The organism is Leptothrix sp. (in: b-proteobacteria), from assembly GCF_965250675.1.
GTDB lineage: Bacteria > Pseudomonadota > Gammaproteobacteria > Burkholderiales > Burkholderiaceae_C > Sphaerotilus.
In genome coordinates this window covers 368,444-392,106 of sequence record NZ_CBDFPH010000008.1, presented here as the reverse complement: position 1 = coordinate 392,106, position 23,663 = coordinate 368,444, and the positions used below count along the sequence as shown (strand labels likewise).

The window sequence follows — 23,663 nt, the reverse complement described above, 5'->3', positions numbered from 1 at the left end:
AGGGGTCCTGGATGGAAGTGACAACAAGCCGCCAAGGCTACTCAAGCCGGCGCAGGGCCATCGGCCGAACAGCGCCGGCAAACAGGTCCGTCTTGGTGCGTCATCGCGCCCTACGCCAGGAAACCCTCCAGCACATTGACCACGTTCACGCCCATTTGCGCCACGGCGTAGCCGCCCTCCAGCACCAGCACGGTGGGCAGGCCGGCCGACGCGAGCAGGCGGCCCATGCGCTTGAAATCATCGGCGCGCAGCGTGAAGCGCGAGATCGGATCGCCCTCGAACGTGTCCACGCCCAGCGGCACGACCAGCGCCTGCGCGCCGTGGCGCCGCACTGCCGCCAGCGCCACCTCCAGCGCCTGCTGCCAGTCGGCAAAACCGGTGCCCGCCGGCAGCGGCAGGTTGAGGTTGCAGCCTGCACCCCGGCCGAGGCCAAGTTCATCGGCGTAGCCGAGGTAGAACGGATATTCGGTCGCCGGATCGCCGTGGATCGACACGGTCAGCACGTCATCGCGCTCGTAGAAGATGCTCTGCGTGCCGTTGCCGTGGTGGTAGTCCACGTCCAGCACCGCCACGCGGTCGGCGCCGGCCTCGCGCAGCGCCTGGGCGGCCAGCGCCGAGTTGTTCAGGAAGCAGTAGCCCCCGTAGAAGTCGGCCCCGGCGTGATGGCCGGGCGGACGCGTCAGCGCCATCGCGACGCCCGCCCCGCCCGCCACGGCCCGCGCGGCATCGATGGCGCAGGCCGCGCCGGTGACGGCGGCCTGCCAGGTGCCCGCGCCCAGCGGCGTGCCGGCATCGAACGCATGCAGCCCGACACGGGCCGAGAAGTTGACCGGCGCCACATCGCGCCGCAGCCCGTGGCCGGGCCAGACCGAGGGCAGGATGTCGACCTCGGCGTTGGCCGGATCGAGCGCGATCCAGTCGCGCCAGGCGTGGGCCAGGAAATCGAGGTAGCGCGGCGCATGAATGCGCCCGATCAGGCCCATGTCCGCCGCACCCGGCACCCGCAGCTCGCCCAGCGGGCGGCGCTGCAGTTCGGCCAGCACATGGTCGAGCCGGCCGGGCGTCTCATGGCAAGGCACCAGTCGGCCACGGAACATTTCCTGGCGGCCGGCGTGCAAGGGGTGGTCGGGGTTGTGGAAGATCAGCATGGCGGGCGATTGTCAGGTGATCCGGTACAGATCGAGCTTGACCCGATGCGCCTCGCGGGCGCCGCAGGCCAGCGCCAGCGCCTGGTTCAGCGGCTGCCACGCCGCCGCTGCGGTGCTGAAGCGCACCAGCGTGCGGAAGTACATCGCGTCGCGCGCCACGGGCTCGCCGCGGGCGAGTTGCGCCAGCACCTCGGGCGGGCCGTGGCGCAGGCCTTCGCTGCGGATCTCGATCAGCGCGCCGTCGTCGGCGCGGATGACGTAGTGCGCGGCAATCTCGATCACGCCGTCCGGGCGCACGATCTGCCAGTCGACCCCGCCTTCGATGATCTGGCCGCTGAGCTCCGGGCCCTGCACCCGGCCCCCGCGCAGCGGCACATAGCGGCGCTCGCCCGCCGGCATGAGGCCCAGGCTGATGATGCTGGCGACCTCGCACTCGATCTGCGCCATCGGCACGAGCAGCGGTGGTGGCGGAAACGCGGTGGTCATCGGCAGGCTCCTGGTCGGGCGGCGTCAGGCGATCCCCTATGGACAGCGCAGCCGCAGCCGCGATCATCGCTTTTCCCGGGTTTGAACCTCACGCCAGCTTGTGGCCCCAAAAGATGACAGTCGCCGCCCTGATTCCCCCGCCGCTGCGCGACCCCGAGGCCCGGCGTGACGAGGCCGCACTCACCGCGCTGATCGCGGCCATCGGCAGCCCGCGCTTTTCGGCCGACGCGCTGGCCGCCCTGAACGAGCCGCTGCAGGCCGCGTCTTGGTCGGTCTACCGGGTCTGGCGCGACCGCGCGCCCCGGCTGCACCTGTCGGCCAGCCAGGGCGTGGAAGACACCACACGCCACTGTTTTGCCGCCTACCGCGACGGCCTGTACCGGCTGGACCGCAGCTTCGACCTCGTGCCGCGCGACGCCCGCCGGGGCGATGCAACCGTGCTGCAGATGCGCGCGGCCGATGCGCCGACCGCCGAACACCGCGAGCGCATCTACCGGCGGCACGGCCTGGTCGAGCGGCTCTCGGTGGTGTCGGCCGACGACGACGGCTCGCTGCTGGCCGTCAACCTCTACCACCACGCGCACCAGGGCGAGTTCTCGGGCCGCGAGCGCGAACGCTTCGTGCGCCTGGCGCCGCTGGTGCTCGCGACCGTACGCCGGCACCTGGCGCTGGTGGAGTCACAGCCGCAAGCACAAGCGCAGTGGCAGCCCCCCACGCCCGACACATCGTCCCGCACCGCGTTGCAGGCTGCCTGCCCGGCGCTGACCCCGCGCGAACTCGACGTCTGCGAGCGCCTGCTGCGCGGCTGGAGCCACGACGGCGTGGCCGCCGATCTCGGCCTGACCGTGGCCACGGTCAAGACCTACCGCGCCCGCGCCTTCGGCCGGCTCGGGCTGCATTTCCGCAGCGAACTGTTCGCCCGCTTCGGCACCGCCTTCAAGCCCCCCGGCCACCGTGGCGAGGCCGCGCCTGCGGCAGTCACCTTTCGGGATGACAGCGCCGCGCAGGCCGCCGCCTGACACTGGGCACCATCCTCAGAGGAGATTGCCACGATGAACCCTTCTTCACGCCGTCACGTCCTGGCCGCCGCCAGCGCGCTGCTGCTGTTGCCGCTGTCCGCACACGCCCAGACCTTCCCCGACAAGCCGCTGCGGCTGGCGGTGGGTTTTCCGCCCGGCACCGGGCCGGATGTCGTCGCCCGGCTGCTGGGGCAAAAGCTCGGCGAGTTGCTGCGCCAGCAGGTGGTGGTGGACAACAAGCCCGGCGCGGGCGGCCAGATCGCCACCCAGACGGTGGCCAAGAGTGCGCCCGACGGCTACAACCTGCTGCTCGGCGAGGTCGGCTCCATCGCCATCGCGCCACCCGCCTTCAGCAAGCTGCCCTACGACCCGGCGCGCGAACTGGTGGGCCTCAGCGAGGTGGTGCGCGCGGACTTCCTGCTCGTCGTGCCCGCCCAATCGCCGCACCGGTCGGTGGCCGACCTCGTCAAAGCCAGCAAGGCGCGCAGCGACCGGACCAACTTCGCCACCTTCGGCGCCGGCACGCCGGGCCACTTCGGGGCCGAACTGCTGGCCGACGCCGCCGGCTTCAAGGTCGAGCCGATCCACTACCGCGCCACCGGCGACGCCATCACGGCGATCGTCGCCGGCGATGTGGCCGCCGCCTTCGTCTCCACCGCGCTGGGTGCCGCGCAGATCAAGGGCGGCAAGATGCGTGCGCTGGCCACCACCGCGCCGCAGCGCACGCCGCTGCTGCCCGACGTGCCGACCTTCGCCGAGGCCGGCCTGCCGGCCATCGACTTCTCGGCCTGGTTTGCGGTGTTCGCACCGGCGGGCACGCCAGCGGCGACGCTCGACCTGCTCAACCGGCAGATCGTCGCGGCGGTGCAGTCGCCCGAGATCCGCACCAAGCTCCAGGAAGCGGGTTTCAGCGTGCTGGGCACCACGCGCGCCGAGACCGAACGCATGCTCAAGACCGAAGCCGGCCGCTGGGCCGCCGTCGTCAAGGCCACCGGCTTCAAGGGCGATTGAGCGGTTGCTGCGCTACACGTCGAACTGGTCCGCGTTGCGGCCCTTCACGCCGGCGTAGAAGCGCTTGATCTCGGCCATGTCGCGGTCGACGTCGCCGGTGGGCGTGAACTCGGGGCCGAGGCCGGCGACCTTGCGCTCGTAGTCCATGTAGGCCAGCACGATGGGCACCTGCGCCTGCAGCGCGATGAAGTAGAAGCCGGTCTTCCAGTGCCGCGTCTTGCCGCGCGTGCCTTCGGGCGGCACGACCAGTTGCAGCGCGCCCTCGGCCTCGCGCAGCGCCTGGGCCGAGGCGGCGACCAAGTTGTTGCTGCGCTCGCGGTGCACCGCAATGCCGCCCAGCCAGCGCATCACCGCGCCGAAGGGCGGGCCGAACAGGCTGGCCTTGCCCATCCAGTACAGGTTCAGGTTGAGCGCGAAGCCGACCATCAGCGTGTAGGGCAGGTCCCAGTTGCTGGTGTGCGGCGCGGCGATCAGCACCGCCTTGCGCGCGCTGGCGGGCAACGCGCCTTCGACCTTCCAGCCGTTCAGGCGCAGAAAGGCCAGCGAGCCGGCCCGCAGCAGCGGGCTAACGCCCGGCGTGTTGAAGAGGGTGCGATGCATGCGCGGCGCAGCCTCAGCTCAACTCGGCGACCAGCACCTCGTGCGGCGCCAGGCTCAATACCCCGATCGCCGCAGAGGCCAAGGACGCCGGCCGGGCCGCATCGGTCGAGAACAGCACGCGGGCCGCCCGGCCGCCCAGCCCGGTGGTGCTGGTCTGCGCCTGGGCCGAGAAGTTCAGCGCCACCAGCACCGTCTGGCCGCTGGCGGCGTCGTGGCGCAGGAAGGCCAGCACGTCGTCATGGGCCGCATCGTGGGCCGCACCCAGCGCGGTGTAGTCGCCCGCCACCAGGGCCGGCGTGGCGCGGCGCAGCGCCAGCACGCGGCGGCAGAAGTTCAGCAGCGAGGCCGGATCGGCCGCCTGATCCTCGACGTTCACGCCGCTGGCGTAGTCGGCGTTGACCGGCAGCCAGGGCTCGACACCTGCCGGGCAGAAACCGCCGTTGGGCGCGTTGCGCCACTGCACGGGCGCGCGGCAGCGGTCGCGGCTTTCGGTGCGGATCTTGTCCAGCGCCTCGTCCGGTGCCACGCCGCCCACGGTTGTCATGCGGCGGTAGGCCGCGGTGGCGGCGGTGTCGCGGAACTGCTCCAGGCGGTCGAGCACCAGGTCGGTCTGGCCGATCTCGTCGCCGTTGTAGATGAAGGGCGTGCCACGCATCGTGGCCAGCAGCGCCAGGTGCAGGCGGGCGAGTTCGGCGTCATGCACGCCGTCGCCATAGCGCGACCAGAGCCGGCGGCCGTCGTGGTGGCCCAGCGTGTTGCAGGGCCAGTTGTCGGCCAGCACGGCCAGGCGCTCGGCCTGGTTGGCGCGGATGTGCGCGGGCGACAGGCGCTTGGCGCGCATCAGGCCGAAGTTGAAGACCATGTGCAGCTCGTCGCGGCCGTTGCCGTGGTACGCCACGTCCTCGTCCTCGCCGATCAGCACGCGGTCGCCGGGGTAGGTGTCGATCAGGGCGCGCAGCTCCTTCATCAGCTCGTGCACGCCGGGCTGCTGCGACTGGTACATCAGCACCTGCTGGAAGCGCTGGTGGTCGGTGAACGGCGCGTTGCCTTCGCCGGGCAGCAGCTCGACGGTGTGGTTGCGCAACTCGGGGTCCTCGAAGCAGGTGCCGATGGCATCGAGCCGGAAGCCGTCCACGCCCAGGTCGAGCCAGAAGCGCACCGCGTCCCACATGGCGGCCTTCAGTGCGGGGTTGCGCCAGTTGAGGTCGGGCTGGTCCTTGAGGAAGGCGTGGTAGTAATACTGGCCGGTGGCGGGATCGAGCGTCCAGGCCGAGCCGCCGAAGATCGACAGCCAGTTGTTGGGCGGGCCGCCCTCCACGCCATCGCGCCAGATGTACCAGTCGCGCCTGGGGTTGTCGACGCTGGCGCGCGATTCGGTGAACCACGGATGCTGGTCGGACGAGTGGTTGAGCACCAGATCGAGCACGACACGGATCTGGCGGGCGTGCGCCTCGGCCAGAAAGGTCTTGAACTCGTCCAGCGTGCCGTACTCGGGCGCCACGCCGGTGTAGTCGGCGATGTCGTAGCCACAGTCCACATAGGGCGACGGAAAGTGCGGCGAGAGCCAGACCGCGTCGATGCCCAGGTCCCGCAGGTGATCCAGCCCGGCCGTCATGCCCTTGAAGTCACCGATGCCATCGCCGTTGCCATCGGCAAAACTGCGCGGATAGATCTGATAGAAAGTGGCCGATTGCCACCATGCCAAGCTTGCCATAGAGCCTCTTGTCGCAGTCTGTGGGGAAGGAACGGGACAGAGTCTATCGAGACTGGCCGGCCGACCCGGCCCGGGGCGCGGATCAGCGGGCGCGCTTCAACTCGGCCTGGACCTGCGCTTGCAGCTCTTCGGCGCCAAAGCGCGGCAGCGGCCTGCCGTTGACGAAGAAGGTCGGTGTGCCGGCGATCTTCAGGGCCGCCATGTCGGCCATGTCCTGTTGCAGGATCTGCTGGATGGCGGGGTCCTGCACCGCCACCTTGGCGCGCGCGATGTCCAGGCCGGTGCCCTGCACCAGATCCCAGATGCGGGCCGGGTCGGGCCGCCCGTGGTCGGCCCAGATCGGCTGGGTCTCGATCACCTTGTCGAGCACCGGCCAGAACAGGTCTTGCTGGCGGGCGGCCTCCAGAATCTGGATGGCAATGTCCGAGCCCTGGTGCAGGGGCGCGTAGCGCAGCACCAGCCGCACCTCCCCGAAGTTGGAGCGGACGATGCTTTTGACGATCGGATAGAACGCGCGGCAGCTTTCGCAGGCCGGATCGAAGAATTCGACGATCGTGACCTTGGCCTCAGCGTTGCCCAGGACCGGCGAATGCGGACGGATCAGGGCCTGCCGGTTGTCCTGGACCGCCTGGGTCGCCTGTTCGCGGCTCTGGCCTTGGTAGTAGTAAGCACCCACCGCAAAGGCGCCAGCGGCCACCAGCAGCGTCGCAAGGGCCATGCGCTTGAAATTCATGAAGTCACCTTTCTTCGGGTCATCGACAACAGCGCCCCGATCAGCCCGAAGGCCAGCAGGGACAACAAGGGAATGGGTACGAAGCCCGCCAGCTGCAACTGCGCATCCTTGCAGGAAACGCCCTGGCGGCACGGCGCCAGATCCTCGGGAATCACACCCCAGTACAGCAAGCAGTGATACGCCGCCATCAGGGCGCCGGCCCCCACCAGTGGCCAGGCATAGCGGGCGCAGCGGGGGTCGAAAGGCATCAGCCCGACAAACAGAATGACGGCCAGCGGAAACATGGCGATGCGCTGATACCAGCACAGCACGCAAGGCGTCATGCCCATCACCTCGCCCAGGAACAGCGCCCCCAGCGTGGCCGCCAGTGCCACGCACCAGGCCAGGAACAGCGGCCTTGCTGCAGCGTCGGTTGGTTTTGAATCAGTCATGGCCATGAGTGTCCCCCAGCGCCAGCTCACGGCCGGCTTGCCGCCACACGGCCCAGCCGCCATGCAAGGCCAGGCTGGCCATGAACGCTGCCACGGCCAAATCAGGCCAGGCCGAGCCCGTGCCGAAGACGCCCAGGGCGGCGCCCATCACCGCCAGGTTGCCGAGGGCGTCGTTGCGCGTGCAGAGCCAGACGCTGCGCATGTTGGCGTCCCCCTCACGATAGGCGTAGAGCATCCACGCCACCCCCACGTTGGCCAGCAGGGCCAGCGTGCCGGTGGCCCCCATGGTCGCGGCGTCCGGGAGCGCGCCGTTGAACGCACTCCAGAGCGCGTGCGCCAGCACGAACAGGCCGAAGCCCATCATGCTGGCGGCCTTGACGCGCGCGGCCCGGGCGCGCCACGTCAGGGCTGCCGACAGCACGGCCAGCGACACGCCGTAGTTCATGGCGTCGCCCGCAAAGTCGATCGCATCGGCCAGCAGCGCCAGCGAGCCGGCGCGGTAACCGGCGAACAATTCGACCGCGAACATGGCGGCATTCACCCAGAGCGCGATCCAGAGCACGCGCCGGTAGCGCCGCAGGTTGGTGAGGGCCGCCGGCTTGGGGAGATCGTGTTCGCAACAGTGGGCAGACATGGAGAACTCCTGAAGAGAGCTTGCATTGGAAACCCTGAAGTCACTACAGTGTCAAGCTCTACCCCCAGACCGGGAAAGGACAAGCCCGCCATGCGCATCAAGGCCCTGAGCCACGCCACCGGCGTCGAGGTGGAAACCATCCGGTTCTACGAGAAGCAGGGCCTGCTGCAAGCGCCCGCCCGGTCGAGCAACGGCTACCGCGACTACGGTCCCGCGCACCTGGAGCGGCTGTCGTTCATCCGCCATTGCCGCGCACTCGACATGCCCTTGCCGGACATCACGCGCCTGCTGAACTTCGTGGACGATCCGGTTCGCCATTGCGGCGATGTCGACGGACTGGTCGACGCCCAGCTGAGCCGGGTGCGTGCCCGCCTCGACAGCATGCGCGCGCTGGAGCAACAATTGGTGGAACTGCGCTCGCGTTGCCAGGGCCAGCCCACCCATGGCGCCTGCGGCATCCTCCATGAACTGGTGGCCGCCGCGCACGGCGAAGCCTGCGCCTGCCACCCGACAGAGGGAGTTGCCGGGAGTCACGCCCTCATGCCCGCCCCACCTCGCGCGGCTGGCCCAGCCGCTCCTGCAGGAACTCGATGAAGCGCTGCGTCTTGGCCGGCAGCAGGCGAGTCTCGGTCAGGTGACCGAGGCCGCGCACGCCCGCAGCGGCCGTATCTTCATGCAGTGGATGCACGGTGGCAGGGTCTCGCACCCGTCGCTTTATAGTGATGTTTTAGAAGTTATGTAAAAACAGAAATCTTTAAAACAAAGCTATAAACTCCTGTGCATGGACCCAATTCGCAACCCATTTGCGCCAGGAGCAGGCACACCGCCTCCTGAACTTGCCGGCCGTGACGAGTTGCGCACGTCGCTTCATATCGCGCTTGAACGGGCCAGGATCGGCCGTCCGGCCAAGAGCGCGATGCTCGTGGGTTTGCGCGGCGTCGGCAAGACGGTGCTTCTTGATCGCATTCGAGAGGATGCAGAAGCGGCGGGCATCCACACGGTTCGAATCGAAGCCCCGGAAGGTCGCTCCCTGCCTGCTCTGTTGGCGCCACAGCTGCGTCAGGCGCTCTTGCGACTGAGCCAGGTGGCTGCGGCGAAGGACTATGCGATTCGCGGCTTGCGTGCGCTTGCAGGTTTCGCCAGCAAGCTCAAAGTGACCTACGGCGATATTGAAGTCGGCCTTGACTACGACGCGGAGCCAGGACTGGCGGACAACGGCGACCTGGAACATGACCTCCAAGCGCTTATCGAACAGGTGGGGCTGGCGGCAAAGTACGCCGGCACGGCCCTGGCCATCTTCATCGACGAATTGCAGTACGTCGAAGAGGCACAACTTGCCGCACTGATCACGGCCATGCACAGAACGGAGCAGCGGCGCTTGCCTGTGGTTCTTGTCGGCGCGGGCCTGCCCCAGCTGCGCGGGCGCATGGGCAATGCCAAGTCCTATGCCGAGCGCTTGTTTGACTTCCCGGAAATCGGCCCCCTGCCACCTCCCGCTGCAAGCCGGGCCATAAAAAAGCCGCTCGAAGATGAAGCGGTCCAGATCACTCCTGACGCCTTGGCGCAAATCCTGCGCGTGACACAGGGCTACGCGTACTTCCTGCAGCAATGGGGGAGTCATACATGGCGAGCGGCGGCATCTTCGCCGATCACATTGGCCGATGTCGAGTCCGCGTCATGCACCGCGATTGCAGCGCTCGATGAGAGCTTTTTTCGCGTTCGCTTTGATCGGCTGACCCCAAAGGAAAAGAAGTATCTGCGGGCCATGGCAGAACTCGGACCTGGCCCCCACCGGTCTGGCGACATTGCAACCTGCTACGACGCGAAAGTCTCGTCGCTGGCGCCCACGCGGAGTTCGCTCATAGAAAAGGGCATGGTTTGGAGCCCCAACCACGGAGACACGGCATTCACCGTGCCCATGTTCGATGAGTTCATGAGAAGAATCATGCAGGGCGAGAACTGGCGATAAGGCGCCGAGGGCAGATCGTCACGCGCCTACAAACTGAAGCCGTCATCCACCGTCAACGGCGCATGGTCGCTGAACCACTCGCCCTTGTAGATCGACGCTGACCGGGCCAGCGCGGCCATGCCGGGCGTGGCGAGGTGGCAGTCATTGCACGAATGACCTTGATCTGGTTGGCGCCTATCGACCCGGAGCGGTCCAAACAGAGCGCGAATTCAGCGCCTGGGAGCTGCCGCTCAACGTTCGAGCTAAGCGGGAGACGACGGCGTGCCGCTTGAGCGAGGGGTTAGGCGTCAGTCGGCTCACTGCGACTTGAACAAGGATTTCATGAAGGTCTTCAATTCACTGTCGAATGTGGCGAAAGCCACCCCAACTATTGCGGTGAACACGACAGCCAGCAATGGATGCTCAGATATAACTCCGAGTCTTGACAGTATGCCGCCTGTCCCAGGGGCAGACTTAATAAAATCCGTTGTGACCACTTCGCCAAGTTCAGGCAGATCCTCTGTTCCATAGCCTGCAAATGGTATGATAAAGACATTGGACGGAGCTTTCGTTTCCATCCTAGCAAACTCTTGGTTTGCTTCATAAGAGGCGGAGTCGAGTGTTAGTTCGGCATCGGTTGAGGTCCTGACAATGCGAATCTCACGAAGTTCTGACGGTGGGTAGATGTTGCCTGCGACGACAATGGCTTGTCCGCGTCGATACGGCCGAACAACAAGCTTCTTGAGTTCACGCTCGCTCAAGTCCGTGGCGATGCAAACCTTTCTGCTTGGATCTGCGGTTGTCGCTGCAATAACGTGATAGTACGGCATGGTTCGGATTCTGACGCCTAACGTTTGAATTCACCGGCCGCCGAAGGTGGTCCGGTGGAATGATGGGTTGGGCATCGGCTACTCGATTTTTGCAAAGTCGTTGGCCTTAAGCGGACGGAGGGCCCACACGAACTGTTTACCGGAACCTGGCCCTAATACTTGGCCAAGTGTTTTATCTTGAAATTTTACAGCGGTGTTCACACGCTCGTGCTGCTTATTCTGTAGTGGCAAGGCACCATATTTCTTTTTGAATTTTGCAAGCAGAAAAGCTTCCAGTTCCCGGTGCCTTAAGCGGACGGAGGGCCCACACGAACTGTTTACCGGAACCTGGCCCTAATACTTGGCCAAGTGTTTTATCTTGAAATTTTACAGCGGTGTTCACACGCTCGTGCTGCTTATTCTGTAGTGGCAAGGCACCATATTTCTTTTTGAATTTTGCAAGCAGAAAAGCTTCCAGTTCCCGGTGCAGCGCTTTTTCATCAGGGTCACGCGGGAAGCAGAATTTAACTTGAAGCGGCGTTTCTGCAATCAGAGCATGCAACCTCTTTAACCATTTCCGATGCGAATTCATGCGCCCGCGGAATCTGCCTTCCCCAATGTAGACAACCGGCGTGTGCTGCTGATCCTTGTAGTCGATCGAAAACTTCCCACCCAATCGGAGTACATAGACACTCTGCGGAAGCAGTTTCAGGTCTATTCCCTTGCGCTGCAGCCTATCTGTGATGACCGCGGGCGTATCTCCCGGATCGATCCGCATGCTGAACCATTTGAGCGAAATCGCTTCGGTCATTTTTCCTCCGATGCCCGACGTGTTATAGACGACAGTCGCCTAACACGGCAACTGTCGCCCTAATCGGGTGCGCCTGACGTGGCCTATGTGCTTGTCGCATCTGACTTTCCTCCCTGTTGACTGTATGTATGTTCATACAGTACTAAATTTGCCGTCAAACGCGGCGCTTATTTACGATTTTGTCGACAGCGCGCCGCCTTGCCAAGGGAGGTAACCATGGCGTTTACGCGACAAGCTCAGGCGCCCGGACGCATGGACTTGCGACCTGTGGCTTCGGCGGTGGCCCTGCCGCCCTTGAAGTCCGGTCGGCTGCTGGACCAGCTTCGAGAGCGCATCAGGCTGTTGCACTACAGCTTGCGCACCGAAGAAGCTTATGTGTACTGGGCGCGGGCCTTCATCCGTTTTCATGGGCTGCGGCACCCGGCCGAGATGGGCAAGGCGGAAGTGGAGGGTTTCCTGATGCACCTGGCCGCGCAGAAGGGCTTGTCCGCGTCGACCCATCGGCAGGCCCTGTCCGCACTGATCTTTCTCTACGACAAGGTGCTGGACCGGCAACTTCGGGTCAAGGACGTCGACTTTACCCACCGCGCGCTGATGGTGCGCGAGGAAGGGTGGCAAGGATCGCGTGGTGATACTGCCCGCCCGGTGAAGGCTCTCACAGCGGACCTGCGTGACCGTCAGTTCCTAGCCGATTCCGGACACTCAACCCGCAGCCCGCTCAAATCCGGAGCTCGTAATCCACCGTCAACGGCGCATGGTCGCTGAACCACTCGCCCTTGTAGATTGACGCTGACCGGGCCAGCGCGGCCAGGCCGGGCGTGGCCAAGTGGTCGTCGATCCGACAGAAAACCTACAGATTCCGCCGTCGCGCGCCGGCGCCGAAGTTGACGGTATCCCGGTTGATGCTGGCGCCGACCGTCGATCCCGGCTGGTTCGACATCAGATTCCGGCGGGCACGCCTGGATCCCCCGAGCGCCAGACGTTGTCGATCGCCACCCGTTGGATCACCCAGCCCTCCCCGCGCCGCACCAGGTCGACGTCGTAGCGGTTCTGCATAAGGTCGTGGCAGGCGGCCAACGTGATGAGGTCGTTCATGGGTTTTGCGGGCTTGAGGCGAAGCGCGAATGGCCAGGGGGTCGGTGCAACGGGGCGGTCAAGGCAGGTCGAGCACACGCGTCCCGGCGATCGCTTGCGCGAAGCTTGGGCCGAACACACGGGCCGGCGTCTCGAAGCCGGGCCGGACCGCGCCGCCGATGACGCGGCGCGCGGCTTCGACCGCCGCCAGCGGCGTGTAGGCGTAGCCGTTCACGGTTTCGATGACGGATCGGACGACGGTGCCGTCTGCGCCGGTGACCTCGACGACCGCGCGCGCCGGCTGGTCGGCACGCTGCTGCTCGCTCGGGCCGTCGGGCAGCGAGGCGAGGTCGCCCGTCGGAAACGCGTCGCCGGTCACGTTCACGAACATCGCGATGTCCCCGATCCCGGTGGAATGCCAGGCCGTGACGAGGTCGCCGAAGGACAGCGGCGCGCAGGCCACCGGGCCGTGACCGAAGTCGAAGCAACGGGGCGGCGCGTGCGGCGTCTGCACGAGGTCGCCGGCCACGCGGGTGAGGAGGCCCGCGGCCACGATTTCCCGCGCGCTGATGGCCGAACCGCGGGACATGGAGCCCGCCACCTGCAGTGCGATGCGCAGCGACGTCGGGCTCTCGACGCGCGCCGCCAGCTGCACCGCGAGGCAATCGGTGGGCACGACGTCCCAGCCCACGCCCGGCAGCAGCATGACGCCTGCTTCGGCGGCAGCGGCCCCGAGTCGCTCGGCCAGGCGGTAGACGCCGATCTCGGCGGTGATGTCGAGGTAGTGGACGCCAGCTTCGATGCAGGCGCGCATCAGCGGCTCTGCCGTCCGCGCAAAGGGGCCGGCGCAGTTCAACAGCACCTGCACGCCGCCCAGCGCCTGGACCGCGGCGCCTCCTTCAACGTGAAAGACGCGACAGGCCACGCCCAGTTCATCGGCCAGCGGTGCCAGCTTCGCGGCGTCGCGTCCTCCGAGGACGATGTCGAGGCCGCAGGCTCTCGCGTGGCAGGCGACCATGCGGCCGGTGTACCCGGCTGCGCCGTAGACCAGGAGGCTCATCGCGCGTGCTGCCAGCTCTTGTAGACGAACTCCAGGCTGTAGCCGTCGGGGTCGAGCACGTTGGCGGCGTAGTAGCGCGGGTCGTAGTGCAGGCGCGCGCCGGGCGCGCCGGCGTTGGTGGCGCCTGCCTGCATCGCTGCGGCGTAGGCGGCATCGACCGCCGCGACGCTGTCGGCGACGAAGCCGACATGCACCGAGGGCCCCTGGGCGAGGCCTTCACGCAGCCAGAAGAACATGCGGCCGGCAGCGCCGAAGCCTTTCAGGTCGGGGTGACCGGGCGGGCCGTCCTTGCCGTCGTAGTCGTGCCGTTGCGTGATGCCCAGCGGCGTCAGCGTGGCCTCGTAGAAGCGAACGGAGCGCGGCACGTCGCGCACGGACAGGAACAGGTGATCGAGCATGGAGAGTCTCCGTTCAGAGGTTGTGGCGGGCGACGATGCGCATGGTTTCTTCCGTGCGGTGGACGATGCCTGCACGGTAGTCGGGGCGCGCCAACGGCGCCTGCCCGTTTCTCCTTCATTCCTGCCCAATCCTGCTTTCGCGCTTGTGATGGTTCCGAATTTCCGGTCTGATCCCGACCATGGAAGAACATCTGGCGGAGCTCCGCGAACTGGCCAAGGGGGCGCAAAGCCGCTTGACCACGACCGGCATCCCGCGTGTCGCGATGGTGCAGGGCCGGATCCCCGAGCACGAGCTCAACGCGGTCTACGAGCCGATGGTCAATGTGATCCTGCAGGGCAGCAAATCGATGACCGTCGGCGACAGTACGCTGGAGTACGACCCTGCGACCTACTTCGCGATGTCGGTCGGCTTGCCGGCCGCAGGCGTGCTGCGCCCGTCGGCGACCGGGGAGCCCTACCTCGCGGTGGCGCTGCTGCTCGATCGGCAGATCCTGGCAAGCCTCCTCAGCGATCTGCCTGGATCTGCTTGCGCGCAAGGGCGGCCTGCCGGCTTCTCGGTCGCCGCCGTCACGCCGGAACTGATGGACGCGTGGGTGCGCATGCTGCGCCTGATGAAGCGGCCGGGCGACATCCCGGCGCTGGCGCCGGTCTACGAACGCGAAATCCTCTACCGCGTGCTGCAGGGCCCGCACGGCGGCATGCTGCGCGCCATCGCGACGCCCGACACCGCGATGGCGAGGGTGAGCGTGGCCATCGAATGGATCCGCCGCAACTTCGCGCAGCCCTTGCGGGTGGAGGCGCTGGCCGACAAGGCGTCCATGAGCGTCTCGGCGTTCCACCGCCACTTCAAGGCGGTCACGGCATTGAGCCCGCTCCAGTATCAGAAGCGCGTGCGGCTTCTCCAGGCGCGGACGCTGCTGATCTCGACAGGCGCCAGCGTGGCCACGACCGCGTTCGACGTGGGCTACGAGAGCCCGACCCAGTTCAGCCGGGAATACGCCCGGGCGTTCGGACTGCCACCTGCGCGCGACTCGTCGCGCCTGCTGAGCGGCCTGCGAGCGGGGACTACAACGTGAAGTCGTAGTCGATCGTCAACGGCGCGTGGTCGCTGAACCACTCGCCCTTGTAGATCGACGCCGACCGGGCCAGCGCGGCCATGCCGGGCGTGGCCAGGTGGTAGTCGATGCGCCAGCCGACGTTCTTGGCGCGCGCTTGGCCGCGGTTGCTCCACCAGGTGTAGGCGGCGTCAGTCGCTTCGGGGTGCAGGTGGCGGTAGACGTCGACCAGGCCGGCCTCGGTCAGCAGCCGGGTCATCCAGGCGCGTTCCTCGGGCAGGAAGCCGGAGTTCTTGAGGTTGCCTTTCCAGTTCTTCAGGTCGATTTCCTGGTGGGCGATGTTGACGTCGCCGGTCAGGATGAACTCGCGCCCGGCCTTGAGCGCCAGCAGGCGCGGGTAGATCAGGTCGAGGAAGCGGAACTTGGCCTGCTGGCGCTCGTCGCCTGAAGATCCGCTGGGGAAGTAGCAGCTGATGATGGAGAGCTTGCGGCCGGGCGTGTCGAAGCGGGTTTCGACGTAGCGGCCTTCGGCGTCGAAGGCGGCGTCGCCCAGGCCGACGATGACCTCGCTCGGCTCGTGGCGGGTGTAGAGGCCGACGCCCGAGTAGCCCTTCTTCTCGGCGTAGTGGAAGTGGCCCTTCAGGTCGTGCAGCTGGTCGAAGGCGCCGACCACATCGGCCGCCTGGGCCTTGAGTTCCTGCACCCCCATACAATCAATTTGCTGAGTCTGTAACCAAGGTAAAAGTCCTTTGCTGGTGGCTGAACGGATGCCATTGAGGTTCAGGCTCACGAGACGAAATACAGACGACACAACGGACCTTTCAAGATGACGAACACCAACGCAACCCACCCCGCAGATGACGATGGGCTGGCCCAGGACTTCGTGGCTTTCGCGGTGCAGTCCGGCGTGTTGCGGTTCGGGGAATTCAAGACCAAGGCCGGGCGGCTGTCGCCCTACTTCTTCAATGCCGGTCTGTTTGATGACGGCGCCAAGCTGGGCCGTCTGGCCGAATTCTATGCACGGCGTCTGATCGCTTCGGGGCTGGAGTTCGACATGCTGTTCGGCCCGGCCTACAAGGGCATCACGCTGGCAGCGGCCGTGTCGGTGGAGCTGGCGCGGCTGGGCCGCAACGTGCCCTACGCCTACAACCGCAAGGAAGCCAAGGACCACGGCGAAGGCGGCACGCTGGTGGGCGCGCCGGTGCGCGGGCGGGTGCTGATCATCGATGACGTGATCTCGGCCGGCACCTCGGTGCGCGAGTCGATCACGATGATCCGCGCCGCCGGCGCCACGCCGCACGCGGTAACGATCGCGCTGGACCGGCAGGAAAAAGCCAGCGAAGGTGGGGTGGACGCCGAGCACTCCGCCGTGCAGTTCGTGCAGCGCGAACTCGGCCTGCAGGTGGTGGCCATCGCCACGCTGGCCGATCTGCTGACCTATCTGCAGCACCAGAGCGACCCGGCGCTGACCGCCAACCTGCCGGCGGTGCAGGCCTACCGCGACCGCTACGGGGTGACGGTGTGAACCCGGCGGCCGGCGCGGCGGCCCTGTGCCTGCTGGCCCTGGCCGGCGCGGCGCAGGCCGAGATCTACACCTGCACCGACGCGCGCGGCCGCCGGCTCACCTCCGACCGGCCGATTGCCGAGTGCCTCGACCGCGAACAGGCACTGCGCAACAGCGACGGCTCGGTGCGCCGCATCGTGCCGCCCAGCCTGACACAAGAAGAAAAAGCCGCGCAGGAAGAGGCGCGGCGCCGGCGCCAGATCGAGGAGTCGAGCCAGAAAGACCTGGCCCGCCACGACCGCAACCTGCTGTCGCGCTTTCCGACCGAGGCCGAGCACCGTCGTGCGCGCCAAACCGCGCTGGAGCCGCTGCGGCTGGCACTCACGAACAATGAGAAGCGCCTGGCCGACCTGCAGCGCGAGCGCCGCAAGCTCGAAGAAGAAGCCGAGTTCTACAAGGGCCGCACCCTGCCGCGCCCGCTGCAGAGCCGGCTCGACGACAACCAGGCCAGCCGCGAGGCACAGCACACCTCCATGCAGAGCCACGAGGCGGAGATGGCGCGCATCGGTGCGCTCTACGACGAGGAATTCGCGCGGCTGCAGCGGCTGTGGAACGGCGCCAAGCCGGGCAGCCTGGGGCCCGTGACGAACGGGGCCGCCGCGACGCGCTGAGCCACCCGGCCTGCGCACAGGCCAGGTGTCGCTCGATCGCTCAGGCGCCGAGCAGTTTCTTCAGCACGTCGTTGGCCTGCGCCGGGTTGGCCTTGCCCTTGCTGGCCTTCATGACCTGGCCGACCAGCGCGTTGAAGGCTTTTTCCTTGCCGGCGCGGAACTCCTCGACCGACTTGGCGTTGGCGGCCAGCACCTCGGCCACGATGGCTTCGAGTGCGCCGGTGTCGTTCATCTGCTTGAGGCCACGGGCTTCGATGACGGTGTCGACGTCGGTCGCCTCGCCGGTCCAGAGCGCCTCGAACACCTGACGCGCGGCGTTGTTGGAGATGGTGCCGTCGCTGATGCGGCCGATCAGCGCGCCCAGTTGCGCCGGGCTGACCGGGCTGTGGGCGATGTCGCGGTCTTCGGCGTTCAGGCGCTTGCTGACCTCACCCATCACCCAGTTGGCCACCAGCTTGGGCTGGCTGCAGGCGGCGGTGGCCGCCTGATAGAACTCGGCCGTGGCGCGGCTGGTGGTCATCATGGCCGCGTCGTAGGCGGGCAGGCCGTGGTCGCGCTGGAAGCGCTCGGCCAGCGCGCCGGGCAGGTCGGGCATCCCGGCCTTGACGCGCTCGATCCACTCGGGCGCGATCACCAGCGGCGGCAGGTCGGGGTCGGGAAAGTAGCGGTAATCGTGCGCGTCTTCCTTGGTGCGCATCATGCGGGTCTCGCCGCTGTCCGGGTCGAACAGCACGGTGGCCTGCTGGATGGTGTGGCCGTCCTCGATCTGGTCGATCTGCCAGTTGACCTCGTAGTCGATCGCCTGGGTCAGGTTGCGGAAGCTGTTGAGGTTCTTGATCTCGCGCCGCGTGCCGAACGGCTCGCCCGGCTTGCGCACCGACACGTTGGCGTCGCAGCGGAAGCTGCCTTCCTGCATGTTGCCGTCGCAGATGCCCAGCCAGACCACCAGCGTGTGCAGGGCACGGGCGTATTCGACCGCCTGCTTGCTGGAGCGCAGGTCCGGCTCGGTCACGATCTCCAGCAGCGGCGTGCCGGCGCGGTTGAGGTCGATGCCGGTCATGCCGTGCAGGTCTTCGTGGACCGACTTGCCGGCGTCTTCTTCCAGGTGCGCGCGCGTCAGGTTGACGCGCATCGGCTGGCCGTCGACGAAGAACGGCACTGAGCCGCCCTGCACCACCGGCGTCTCGTACTGGCTGATCTGGTATCCCTTGGGCAGGTCGGGGTAGAAGTAGTTCTTGCGCGCGAAGATCGACATCGGCGCGATGGTGGCGCCCACGGCCAGGCCGAACTGGATCGCGCGTTCGACCGCGCCCCGGTTCATGACCGGCAGCGAGCCGGGCAGCGCCAGGTCGACGGCGCAGGCCTGGGTGTTGGGCTCGGCGCCGAAACGGGTCGAGGCGCCGGAGAAGATCTTCGACGCGGTGGACAGCTGGGCGTGGGTTTCGAAGCCGATCACGACTTCATAGCCACGAACAAAAAGGGATGCGGACATGCTGCAAGGCCTGGGGCCGGGCGGAACTGGGATGGCGGATGCTAAGCCAAAGCATGGCCCGCGCGATCACGGGCCTCAGGCCGGCCTCGTAAACTTCGCGGCTTGCAGTTGCCGCATGCCGGATTGGAAGAGTGCCCATGAAGTTCGCCCGAGTTGCCATCGCCGCCGCCCTGGTGGCCGCCATTGCCGGAACGGCCTTCGTGGCCCTCAACGGCAATGAGCGCGCGCCCAGCGTCAACTACACCCTGCTCGATGGCAGCCAGCGCAGCAGCGATGCACTGCGCGGCAAGGTCGTGCTGGTCAACTTCTGGGCCACCAGCTGCACGACCTGCATGAAGGAAATGCCCGAGCTGATCGCCACGCACCAGAAGTTCGCACCGCGCGGCTTCGAGACGCTGTCGGTCGCCATGAGCTACGACCCGCCGGCCTACGTCGTCAACTACGCCGAATCGCGCAAGCTGCCCTTCCAGGTGACGATCGACAACACCGGCGAGATCGCCAAGCGCTACGGCAAGGTGCAGCTGACGCCCACCACCTTCGTGCTCAACAAGCGCGGCGAGATCGTCAAGCGCTACGTCGGCGAGCCCGATTTCGAGCAACTGCACACGCTGCTGGACCAGCTGCTGGCCGAGGGCTGAGCCCGTCTTTTGGGGGACGCGCGTCAGCGCAGCCCGCCGAACACCTTCTTCAGGATCGCGCTGCCGGTGGCAACCGGGTCCTGGCGGATCTTGCGTTCTTCCTCGCCGATCATCAGGAACAGGCCGTCGAGCGCGCGGGCGGTGACGTGCTGCTCGATGGTCTGCGGCTGCTTGCCGCCCAGCCCGAATTGGCCGAGCTTGCCCATCACCGCGTTGGCCTTCCGGGCCAGGTCGACCTGGGCGGTGGCCTGGCTGACGATGGGCAGGAACTTGACGCCCAGCGGCTCACGGGTCTTGCCGGCGAAGAAGTCGGTCACCGAGGTGTCGCCGCCCTTCAGGATCGCCTGCGCATCGGTCACGCTCATGGACTTGACCGCGTCCAGCAGCAGCGGCTTGGCGGCGGGCACGGCCGCCTCGGCGGCGCGGTTCATCGCCGTTTCCAGCTCGTCGACCCGCTGGCCCTGGCCAGCCGCGCGCAGCAGTTGCGCGCCTTTTTCCAGCCACGCCGGCAGCGGAATGCGCACCTTCGGGTTGCCCAGAAAGCCGTCGGCCTGACCGAGGCCAGCCACCGCCGCCTCGGCCCCGCGCGTCAGCGCCGCGCGCAGGCCGGCGGTGGCGTCGGCGGAACTGAGATCCAACGCCCACGCGGTGGGGCTGAGCAGGCCGAGCGCCAGCAGGGTCTGGCGGCGGGTCAAGTTCAGCATCGGGTTCGGCGTGGGCATGGCAGTCCTTCGGGCGTCAGGAAGGTGATCGATCAGACCGCGTTGGCCACGCCGGCTTCGTGCGCCTGCTGGTCGGCGTGGTAGCTGCTGCGCACCATGGCGCCCACGGCAGCGTGGGTGAAGCCCATCTTGTAGGCCTCGGCCTCGAACATCTTGAAGGTGTCCGGGTGCACGTAGCGGCGCACCGGCAGATGGTGGCCGCTGGGCGCGAGGTACTGGCCGATGGTCAGCATGTCGATGTCATGGGCGCGCATGTCGCGCATGATCTGGAGGATTTCCTCGTCGGTCTCGCCCAGGCCGACCATCACGCCGCTCTTGGTCGGCACGTTGGGGTGCAGCGCCTTGAACTTCTTGAGCAGATTGAGGCTGAACTGGTAGTCGGAGCCCGGGCGAGCCTCCTTGTACAGGCGCGGCGCGGTCTCGAGGTTGTGGTTCATCACGTCCGGCGGCGCGGCCTTGAGGATTTCCAGCGCGCGGTCGTCGCGGCCACGGAAATCGGGCACCAGCACCTCGATCTGCGTCTGCGGCGAATGCTCGCGGATCAGCCGGATGCATTCGACGAAGTGGCCCGCGCCGCCGTCGCGCAGGTCATCGCGATCGACGCTGGTGATCACGACGTACTTGAGCTTGAGCGCGGCAATCGTCTTGGCCAGGTTCATCGGCTCGTTCACGTCCAGCGGGTCCGGGCGGCCGTGGCCCACATCGCAGAACGGGCAGCGCCGCGTGCACTTGTCGCCCATGATCATGAAGGTGGCCGTGCCCTTGCCGAAGCACTCGCCGATGTTGGGGCAGCTGGCCTCCTCGCACACCGTGTTGAGCTTGTTCTCGCGCAGGATCTGCTTGATCTCGTAGAAGCGCGTGGTGGGCGAGCCGGCCTTGACGCGGATCCAGTCGGGCTTCTTCAGCGTCTCGGCCGGCACGATCTTGATCGGGATGCGGGCGGTCTTGGCCTGGGACTTCTGCTTGACGGTGGCGTCATAGCTGGCGCCGGTCTGCGCCTCGCGGGTGGTGTTTTCGTTGGACATGGCGTCGATGGGGCGGTGGCCTTGGGTCAGGCGCCTCGGACGCGGGCGCTCAGGGATCGGAGCGGCGCGGAGGCGGTTCAGGGGCTCAGCAGAACGGTCAGTTCGGCGCCGAGTCGGGCCGCAGCTTCGGCCCAGTCAACTTGGATTTCGAGTGTAGCCAAGTCAACCGTGCGCAGGCCGGTGTAGCCGCAGGGGTTGATGCGGTCGAAGGCGGACAGGTCCATCGCCACGTTCAGCGCCACGCCGTGGTAGGTGCAATGGCGGCTGACCTTGATGCCGAGCGCCGAAATCTTGCCCAGGCCGCGGAACGGATCGCGCGGATCGGCCGGACCGGTGAGCGCGCGGTGGTCGAACGGATCGTCCAGCCGCACATAGATGCCCGGCGCGCTGCTGACGCGGTGGCCGGTGACATGGAAGCCGCGCAGCGTGCGGATCACCGCCTCCTCCACCCGGTAGACGTATTCCTTGACGTAAATGCCCAGCCGCTGCAGATCGACCAGCGGATACGCCACCACCTGGCCGGGGCCGTGGTACGTGACCTGGCCACCGCGGTTGGTCTGTACCATCGGCACATCGCCCGCGCCCAGCACATGCTCAGGCTTGCCGGCCAGGCCCTGGGTGTAGACCGGGTCGTGCTCGCACAGCCACAACTCGTCGGGCGTGTCGGACGTGCGGGCCTCGGTGAAGGCGCGCATGGCGGCGTAGACGGGCTCGTAGGGCTGGCGGGCGAGGTGGTGGAGTTGCATCGCGGAAGAAGAGCAAGGGGGCAACGGTGGATTGTCTCGGAGCGCACCAAGGGTATAGGAGCACTCGTGCAGCGCACGTTAGCGCCGATAAACCTCTTGCATCTGAAAAAGCGCGCATCCAGTTCTCTGAGGGGTGCGTAAAGGTGTTCAGACGGCAGCCAACACCGCAGCCGCCCTTTCGCAAATCCCTAGGAGACTTTCCATGATTCAAACCCGCGACTTCCGCAAGAACGTGCTCGCCCTGGCCGCCATCGCCAGCCTGGGTGCCGCTGCGCTGCCCGCCATGGCCTCCAGTCACCGGGAGGCGCCGTTCATCACCAGCGCGCCCAAGGTGGACGCCAGCGACTTCTACATGTTCAACAGCTACGAGGCGGGCAAGTCCGGCTTCGTCACGCTGATCGCCAACTACCAGCCGCTGCAGGACGCGTACGGTGGCCCGAACTACTTCTCGATGGACCCGAACGCGCTCTACGAGATCCACGTCGACAACAACGGCAACGGCGTCGAGGACATCACCTTCCAGTTCCGCTTCAAGAACACGCTCAACAGCGTGAAGCTGCCCATCGGCACGGCCGGCGCCACCACCGACGTCGCGATCCCGCTGATCCAGGCCGGCCAGATCGCGGGCGCCACCTCGGTCGCCAAGTCCCCGGTGCTGAACCTGAACGAGACCTTCACGGTCGACATCGTGCGCGGCGACCGCCGCAAGGGCAGCAAGTCCGCCCTCACCAGCGCCGCCGGCGGCACCAGCTTCGACAAGCCGGTCGACAACATCGGCATCAAGACCATTCCCGACTACGCCGGCTACGCGGCCAAGCACGTCCACACCGTCAACATTCCCGGCTGCGGCGAAGGCAAGGTCTTCGTCGGCCAGCGCAAGGACCCGTTTGCCGTCAACCTGGGCACCATCTTCGACCTGGTGAACGCACCGGTCGCCGTCATCACCAACCCGGCCAACATCGGCGCACTGACCAGCACGATCGACGACAAGAACGTCACCACGCTGGCACTGGAAGTGCCCGCCTCGTGCCTGACCACCGTCGGCAAGGGCGGCGTCACCGACCCGGTCATCGGCGGCTGGACCACGGCCAGCCTGCGCCAGGCGCGCCTGCTCAACGGCTCGCCCAAGTCCGGCCACCACGCCAGCGAAAAGGCCGGCGGCGCCTGGACCCAGGTCTCGCGCCTGGGCAACCCGCTGGTCAACGAGGTCGTGATCGGCCTGCCCGACAAGGACAAGTTCAACGCCTCCAAGCCCTCGGGCGACCTGCAGTTCGCCAGCTACGTGACCAACCCGACGCTGCCCAAGCTGCTGGAAATCGCGCTGGACGCCGACCCGGCCTTCGGTGGCACGGCGGCCGGCAAGATCGCGCCGACCAACTTCCCGCGCACCGACCTGCTCAACGTCTTCCTGACCGGCCTGGGCGGCGTCAACAAGCCCAACCCGACCAGCGGCAAGGTGGCCCCGGCGGAAATGCTGCGCCTGAACACCGCCATCGCCGCCGTGCCCCTGGCCGCGCAGAACCGGCTGGGCGTGGCCGGTGAAGTGCTGAAGGTGGGCGGCGCCGCCAACCTGTCGGCCGCCACCGACCTGGCCGGCTTCCCGAACGGCCGTCGCCCGGCCGATGACGTGGTCGACATCGCCCTGGTGGCCGTCGCCGGCGGCCTGTGCGTGATCAACAGCGCCGGCACGATCGGCGGCATCACCGCCAGCAGCAACGACAACGTGCTGGGCCTCAACAGCTTCGTGATCCCGGGCGCGGGCGGGGCGGCGGACACCACGCTGACCTCGGCCTGCAACGTGTCCAAGGTGCCGCTGGGCGCCACCTCGGCAGCGCTGCATGACGCGGTGGACCAGTCGTCGGCGGCCATCAAGGCGTCGTTCCTGCCGGGCTTCCCTTACCTGGCCACCCCCATCGGCGGCACCAAGTAAGGAG

The 23,663-nt window shown here is 67.1% G+C and carries 28 protein-coding genes and 2 pseudogenes; 10 read left to right on the top strand and 20 right to left on the bottom strand.

The window, feature by feature from the left end:
• Window positions 1-110: 110 nt before the first annotated feature.
• Together AC5IG3_RS11030 and AC5IG3_RS11025 are read right to left on the bottom strand one after the other, a co-directional pair.
• A complete protein-coding gene (locus AC5IG3_RS11030) occupies window positions 111-1,148 on the bottom strand; it encodes a histone deacetylase family protein (protein WP_491906350.1) in 1,038 nt (345 codons plus the stop codon).
• A gap of 12 nt (window positions 1,149-1,160) precedes the next feature.
• On the bottom strand, window positions 1,161-1,634 hold the full coding sequence (locus AC5IG3_RS11025; RefSeq protein WP_491906349.1) for a DUF3237 domain-containing protein: 474 nt from the start codon (window positions 1,632-1,634) through the stop codon (window positions 1,161-1,163).
• 113 nt (window positions 1,635-1,747) lie between these two features.
• Between AC5IG3_RS11025 and AC5IG3_RS11020 the strand changes: the two genes are divergently transcribed.
• Together AC5IG3_RS11020 and AC5IG3_RS11015 are read left to right on the top strand one after the other, a co-directional pair.
• The gene (locus AC5IG3_RS11020) at window positions 1,748-2,653 is read left to right on the top strand and encodes a helix-turn-helix transcriptional regulator (RefSeq protein ID WP_491906348.1); all 906 of its coding nucleotides are present in this window, start codon (window positions 1,748-1,750) and stop codon (window positions 2,651-2,653) included.
• A gap of 33 nt (window positions 2,654-2,686) precedes the next feature.
• Window positions 2,687-3,664, top strand: coding sequence for a Bug family tripartite tricarboxylate transporter substrate binding protein (locus tag AC5IG3_RS11015; RefSeq protein WP_491906347.1), 978 nt, complete (start codon window positions 2,687-2,689; stop codon window positions 3,662-3,664).
• Window positions 3,665-3,676: 12 nt separating this feature from the next.
• Here AC5IG3_RS11015 and AC5IG3_RS11010 read toward each other — a convergent pair whose 3' ends face one another.
• The 5 genes from AC5IG3_RS11010 to AC5IG3_RS10990 form a co-directional block, all read right to left on the bottom strand.
• Entirely contained in the window at window positions 3,677-4,264 is a 588-nt protein-coding gene (locus AC5IG3_RS11010; protein WP_491906346.1) for a lysophospholipid acyltransferase family protein, read from the bottom strand.
• 13 nt (window positions 4,265-4,277) lie between these two features.
• A complete protein-coding gene (locus AC5IG3_RS11005) occupies window positions 4,278-5,978 on the bottom strand; it encodes an alpha-glucosidase (protein WP_491906345.1) in 1,701 nt (566 codons plus the stop codon).
• A gap of 82 nt (window positions 5,979-6,060) precedes the next feature.
• On the bottom strand, window positions 6,061-6,711 hold the full coding sequence (locus tag AC5IG3_RS11000; RefSeq protein ID WP_491906344.1) for a DsbA family protein: 651 nt from the start codon (window positions 6,709-6,711) through the stop codon (window positions 6,061-6,063).
• The gene (locus AC5IG3_RS10995; protein ID WP_491906343.1) at window positions 6,708-7,172 is read right to left on the bottom strand and encodes a disulfide bond formation protein B; all 465 of its coding nucleotides are present in this window, start codon (window positions 7,170-7,172) and stop codon (window positions 6,708-6,710) included. The genes AC5IG3_RS11000 and AC5IG3_RS10995 overlap by 4 nt, the downstream gene beginning before the upstream one ends.
• Complete coding sequence (locus tag AC5IG3_RS10990) at window positions 7,135-7,776, bottom strand: cation efflux transmembrane domain-containing protein (RefSeq protein WP_491906342.1); 642 nt, start codon at window positions 7,774-7,776, stop codon at window positions 7,135-7,137. Before AC5IG3_RS10990 ends, AC5IG3_RS10995 begins: the two co-directional genes overlap by 38 nt.
• Before the next feature lie 90 nt (window positions 7,777-7,866).
• Between AC5IG3_RS10990 and AC5IG3_RS10985 the strand changes: the two genes are divergently transcribed.
• Window positions 7,867-8,370 carry a Cd(II)/Pb(II)-responsive transcriptional regulator gene (locus AC5IG3_RS10985; RefSeq protein WP_491906341.1) on the top strand — a complete coding sequence of 168 codons (504 nt, stop codon included), beginning with the start codon at window positions 7,867-7,869 and terminating at the stop codon, window positions 8,368-8,370.
• Here the strand turns inward: AC5IG3_RS10985 and AC5IG3_RS10980 are convergent.
• Window positions 8,315-8,464 (bottom strand): hypothetical protein, encoded by a 150-nt coding sequence (locus tag AC5IG3_RS10980; protein ID WP_491906797.1) that lies wholly within the window; start codon window positions 8,462-8,464, stop codon window positions 8,315-8,317. The genes AC5IG3_RS10985 and AC5IG3_RS10980 overlap by 56 nt on opposite strands.
• Window positions 8,465-8,557: 93 nt before the next feature.
• Between AC5IG3_RS10980 and AC5IG3_RS10975 the strand changes: the two genes are divergently transcribed.
• A complete protein-coding gene (locus AC5IG3_RS10975; RefSeq protein WP_491906340.1) occupies window positions 8,558-9,745 on the top strand; it encodes a DUF8462 domain-containing protein in 1,188 nt (395 codons plus the stop codon).
• A 26-nt stretch (window positions 9,746-9,771) separates the two neighbouring features.
• Here the strand turns inward: AC5IG3_RS10975 and AC5IG3_RS10970 are convergent.
• From AC5IG3_RS10970 to AC5IG3_RS10960, 3 genes and pseudogenes are all read right to left on the bottom strand, one after another.
• Window positions 9,772-9,888: pseudogene (locus AC5IG3_RS10970) on the bottom strand (exodeoxyribonuclease III); the annotation flags it as partial.
• A 153-nt stretch (window positions 9,889-10,041) separates the two neighbouring features.
• Window positions 10,042-10,554: a hypothetical protein gene (locus tag AC5IG3_RS10965; RefSeq protein ID WP_491906339.1), complete on the bottom strand. Its 513-nt coding sequence runs from the start codon at window positions 10,552-10,554 to the stop codon at window positions 10,042-10,044.
• Between the two features lie 214 nt (window positions 10,555-10,768).
• Window positions 10,769-11,344 (bottom strand): hypothetical protein, encoded by a 576-nt coding sequence (locus AC5IG3_RS10960; RefSeq protein ID WP_491906338.1) that lies wholly within the window; start codon window positions 11,342-11,344, stop codon window positions 10,769-10,771.
• A gap of 252 nt (window positions 11,345-11,596) precedes the next feature.
• Here AC5IG3_RS10960 and AC5IG3_RS10955 point away from each other — a divergent pair, with 252 nt between their 5' ends.
• Window positions 11,597-12,109, top strand: a complete 513-nt coding sequence (locus tag AC5IG3_RS10955; protein ID WP_491906337.1) for a phage integrase N-terminal SAM-like domain-containing protein — start codon at window positions 11,597-11,599, stop codon at window positions 12,107-12,109.
• Here the strand turns inward: AC5IG3_RS10955 and AC5IG3_RS10950 are convergent.
• From AC5IG3_RS10950 to AC5IG3_RS10935, 4 genes and pseudogenes are all read right to left on the bottom strand, one after another.
• Window positions 12,063-12,185, bottom strand: a pseudogene (locus AC5IG3_RS10950) (exodeoxyribonuclease III); the annotation flags it as partial. The gene AC5IG3_RS10955 and the pseudogene AC5IG3_RS10950 sit on opposite strands and share 47 nt — an antisense overlap.
• A gap of 98 nt (window positions 12,186-12,283) precedes the next feature.
• On the bottom strand, window positions 12,284-12,439 hold the full coding sequence (locus tag AC5IG3_RS10945; protein WP_491906336.1) for a hypothetical protein: 156 nt from the start codon (window positions 12,437-12,439) through the stop codon (window positions 12,284-12,286).
• Window positions 12,440-12,497: 58 nt separating this feature from the next.
• Window positions 12,498-13,478: a saccharopine dehydrogenase family protein gene (locus AC5IG3_RS10940; protein WP_491906335.1), complete on the bottom strand. Its 981-nt coding sequence runs from the start codon at window positions 13,476-13,478 to the stop codon at window positions 12,498-12,500.
• Window positions 13,475-13,876, bottom strand: coding sequence for a VOC family protein (locus AC5IG3_RS10935; RefSeq protein WP_491906334.1), 402 nt, complete (start codon window positions 13,874-13,876; stop codon window positions 13,475-13,477). Before AC5IG3_RS10935 ends, AC5IG3_RS10940 begins: the two co-directional genes overlap by 4 nt.
• Before the next feature lie 179 nt (window positions 13,877-14,055).
• Here AC5IG3_RS10935 and AC5IG3_RS10930 point away from each other — a divergent pair, with 179 nt between their 5' ends.
• A complete protein-coding gene (locus AC5IG3_RS10930; protein WP_491906333.1) occupies window positions 14,056-14,952 on the top strand; it encodes an AraC family transcriptional regulator in 897 nt (298 codons plus the stop codon).
• On the opposite strand, the gene AC5IG3_RS10925 is transcribed toward AC5IG3_RS10930, so the two are convergent.
• Window positions 14,942-15,742: an exodeoxyribonuclease III gene (locus AC5IG3_RS10925; protein ID WP_491906332.1), complete on the bottom strand. Its 801-nt coding sequence runs from the start codon at window positions 15,740-15,742 to the stop codon at window positions 14,942-14,944. The two genes, AC5IG3_RS10930 and AC5IG3_RS10925, sit on opposite strands and share 11 nt — an antisense overlap.
• A gap of 15 nt (window positions 15,743-15,757) precedes the next feature.
• Between AC5IG3_RS10925 and pyrE the strand changes: the two genes are divergently transcribed.
• Together pyrE and AC5IG3_RS10915 are read left to right on the top strand one after the other, a co-directional pair.
• Entirely contained in the window at window positions 15,758-16,456 is a 699-nt protein-coding gene (gene pyrE / locus AC5IG3_RS10920) for an orotate phosphoribosyltransferase (protein ID WP_491906331.1), read from the top strand.
• On the top strand, window positions 16,453-17,106 hold the full coding sequence (locus AC5IG3_RS10915; protein ID WP_491906330.1) for a DUF4124 domain-containing protein: 654 nt from the start codon (window positions 16,453-16,455) through the stop codon (window positions 17,104-17,106). Before pyrE ends, AC5IG3_RS10915 begins: the two co-directional genes overlap by 4 nt.
• 40 nt (window positions 17,107-17,146) lie before the next feature.
• Here the strand turns inward: AC5IG3_RS10915 and gatB are convergent, their stop codons facing one another.
• On the bottom strand, window positions 17,147-18,598 hold the full coding sequence (gene gatB / locus AC5IG3_RS10910) for an Asp-tRNA(Asn)/Glu-tRNA(Gln) amidotransferase subunit GatB (RefSeq protein ID WP_491906329.1): 1,452 nt from the start codon (window positions 18,596-18,598) through the stop codon (window positions 17,147-17,149).
• A gap of 137 nt (window positions 18,599-18,735) precedes the next feature.
• On the opposite strand from gatB, the gene AC5IG3_RS10905 reads away from it, so the two are divergent.
• Window positions 18,736-19,236, top strand: coding sequence for a peroxiredoxin family protein (locus AC5IG3_RS10905; RefSeq protein WP_491906328.1), 501 nt, complete (start codon window positions 18,736-18,738; stop codon window positions 19,234-19,236).
• Between the two features lie 23 nt (window positions 19,237-19,259).
• Here the strand turns inward: AC5IG3_RS10905 and AC5IG3_RS10900 are convergent, their stop codons facing one another.
• The 3 genes from AC5IG3_RS10900 to lipB all read right to left on the bottom strand — a co-directional run bounded on the left by AC5IG3_RS10900 (window position 19,260) and on the right by lipB (window position 21,729).
• Window positions 19,260-19,958 carry a DUF4197 domain-containing protein gene (locus AC5IG3_RS10900; RefSeq protein ID WP_491906327.1) on the bottom strand — a complete coding sequence of 233 codons (699 nt, stop codon included), beginning with the start codon at window positions 19,956-19,958 and terminating at the stop codon, window positions 19,260-19,262.
• A gap of 32 nt (window positions 19,959-19,990) precedes the next feature.
• Complete coding sequence (gene lipA / locus AC5IG3_RS10895; protein WP_491906326.1) at window positions 19,991-20,983, bottom strand: lipoyl synthase; 993 nt, start codon at window positions 20,981-20,983, stop codon at window positions 19,991-19,993.
• 77 nt (window positions 20,984-21,060) lie between these two features.
• The gene (lipB, locus tag AC5IG3_RS10890; protein WP_491906325.1) at window positions 21,061-21,729 is read right to left on the bottom strand and encodes a lipoyl(octanoyl) transferase LipB; all 669 of its coding nucleotides are present in this window, start codon (window positions 21,727-21,729) and stop codon (window positions 21,061-21,063) included.
• A gap of 202 nt (window positions 21,730-21,931) precedes the next feature.
• Between lipB and AC5IG3_RS10885 the strand changes: the two genes are divergently transcribed.
• Window positions 21,932-23,659, top strand: a complete 1,728-nt coding sequence (locus AC5IG3_RS10885; RefSeq protein ID WP_491906324.1) for a DUF4331 domain-containing protein — start codon at window positions 21,932-21,934, stop codon at window positions 23,657-23,659.
• The last annotated feature ends 4 nt before the right edge of the window (window positions 23,660-23,663 follow it).

Excerpts from the sequence above, each read along its gene's own strand:
- AC5IG3_RS11030 (WP_491906350.1), bottom strand. The coding sequence starts at position 1,148 with ATGCTGATCTTCCACAACCCCGACCACCCCTTGCACGCCGGCCGCCAG.
- AC5IG3_RS11025 (WP_491906349.1), bottom strand. The coding sequence starts at position 1,634 with ATGACCACCGCGTTTCCGCCACCACCGCTGCTCGTGCCGATGGCGCAG.
- AC5IG3_RS11020 (WP_491906348.1), top strand. The coding sequence starts at position 1,748 with ATGACAGTCGCCGCCCTGATTCCCCCGCCGCTGCGCGACCCCGAGGCC.
- AC5IG3_RS11015 (WP_491906347.1), top strand. The coding sequence starts at position 2,687 with ATGAACCCTTCTTCACGCCGTCACGTCCTGGCCGCCGCCAGCGCGCTG.
- AC5IG3_RS11010 (WP_491906346.1), bottom strand. The coding sequence starts at position 4,264 with ATGCATCGCACCCTCTTCAACACGCCGGGCGTTAGCCCGCTGCTGCGG.
- AC5IG3_RS11005 (WP_491906345.1), bottom strand. The coding sequence starts at position 5,978 with ATGGCAAGCTTGGCATGGTGGCAATCGGCCACTTTCTATCAGATCTAT.
- AC5IG3_RS11000 (WP_491906344.1), bottom strand. The coding sequence starts at position 6,711 with ATGAATTTCAAGCGCATGGCCCTTGCGACGCTGCTGGTGGCCGCTGGC.
- AC5IG3_RS10990 (WP_491906342.1), bottom strand. The coding sequence starts at position 7,776 with ATGTCTGCCCACTGTTGCGAACACGATCTCCCCAAGCCGGCGGCCCTC.
- AC5IG3_RS10985 (WP_491906341.1), top strand. The coding sequence starts at position 7,867 with ATGCGCATCAAGGCCCTGAGCCACGCCACCGGCGTCGAGGTGGAAACC.
- AC5IG3_RS10975 (WP_491906340.1), top strand. The coding sequence starts at position 8,558 with ATGGACCCAATTCGCAACCCATTTGCGCCAGGAGCAGGCACACCGCCT.
- AC5IG3_RS10965 (WP_491906339.1), bottom strand. The coding sequence starts at position 10,554 with ATGCCGTACTATCACGTTATTGCAGCGACAACCGCAGATCCAAGCAGA.
- AC5IG3_RS10960 (WP_491906338.1), bottom strand. The coding sequence starts at position 11,344 with ATGACCGAAGCGATTTCGCTCAAATGGTTCAGCATGCGGATCGATCCG.
- AC5IG3_RS10955 (WP_491906337.1), top strand. The coding sequence starts at position 11,597 with ATGGACTTGCGACCTGTGGCTTCGGCGGTGGCCCTGCCGCCCTTGAAG.
- AC5IG3_RS10945 (WP_491906336.1), bottom strand. The coding sequence starts at position 12,439 with ATGAACGACCTCATCACGTTGGCCGCCTGCCACGACCTTATGCAGAAC.
- AC5IG3_RS10940 (WP_491906335.1), bottom strand. The coding sequence starts at position 13,478 with ATGAGCCTCCTGGTCTACGGCGCAGCCGGGTACACCGGCCGCATGGTC.
- AC5IG3_RS10935 (WP_491906334.1), bottom strand. The coding sequence starts at position 13,876 with ATGCTCGATCACCTGTTCCTGTCCGTGCGCGACGTGCCGCGCTCCGTT.
- AC5IG3_RS10930 (WP_491906333.1), top strand. The coding sequence starts at position 14,056 with ATGGAAGAACATCTGGCGGAGCTCCGCGAACTGGCCAAGGGGGCGCAA.
- pyrE (WP_491906331.1), top strand. The coding sequence starts at position 15,758 with ATGACGAACACCAACGCAACCCACCCCGCAGATGACGATGGGCTGGCC.
- gatB (WP_491906329.1), bottom strand. The coding sequence starts at position 18,598 with ATGTCCGCATCCCTTTTTGTTCGTGGCTATGAAGTCGTGATCGGCTTC.
- AC5IG3_RS10905 (WP_491906328.1), top strand. The coding sequence starts at position 18,736 with ATGAAGTTCGCCCGAGTTGCCATCGCCGCCGCCCTGGTGGCCGCCATT.
- AC5IG3_RS10900 (WP_491906327.1), bottom strand. The coding sequence starts at position 19,958 with ATGCCCACGCCGAACCCGATGCTGAACTTGACCCGCCGCCAGACCCTG.
- lipA (WP_491906326.1), bottom strand. The coding sequence starts at position 20,983 with ATGTCCAACGAAAACACCACCCGCGAGGCGCAGACCGGCGCCAGCTAT.
- lipB (WP_491906325.1), bottom strand. The coding sequence starts at position 21,729 with ATGCAACTCCACCACCTCGCCCGCCAGCCCTACGAGCCCGTCTACGCC.
- AC5IG3_RS10885 (WP_491906324.1), top strand. The coding sequence starts at position 21,932 with ATGATTCAAACCCGCGACTTCCGCAAGAACGTGCTCGCCCTGGCCGCC.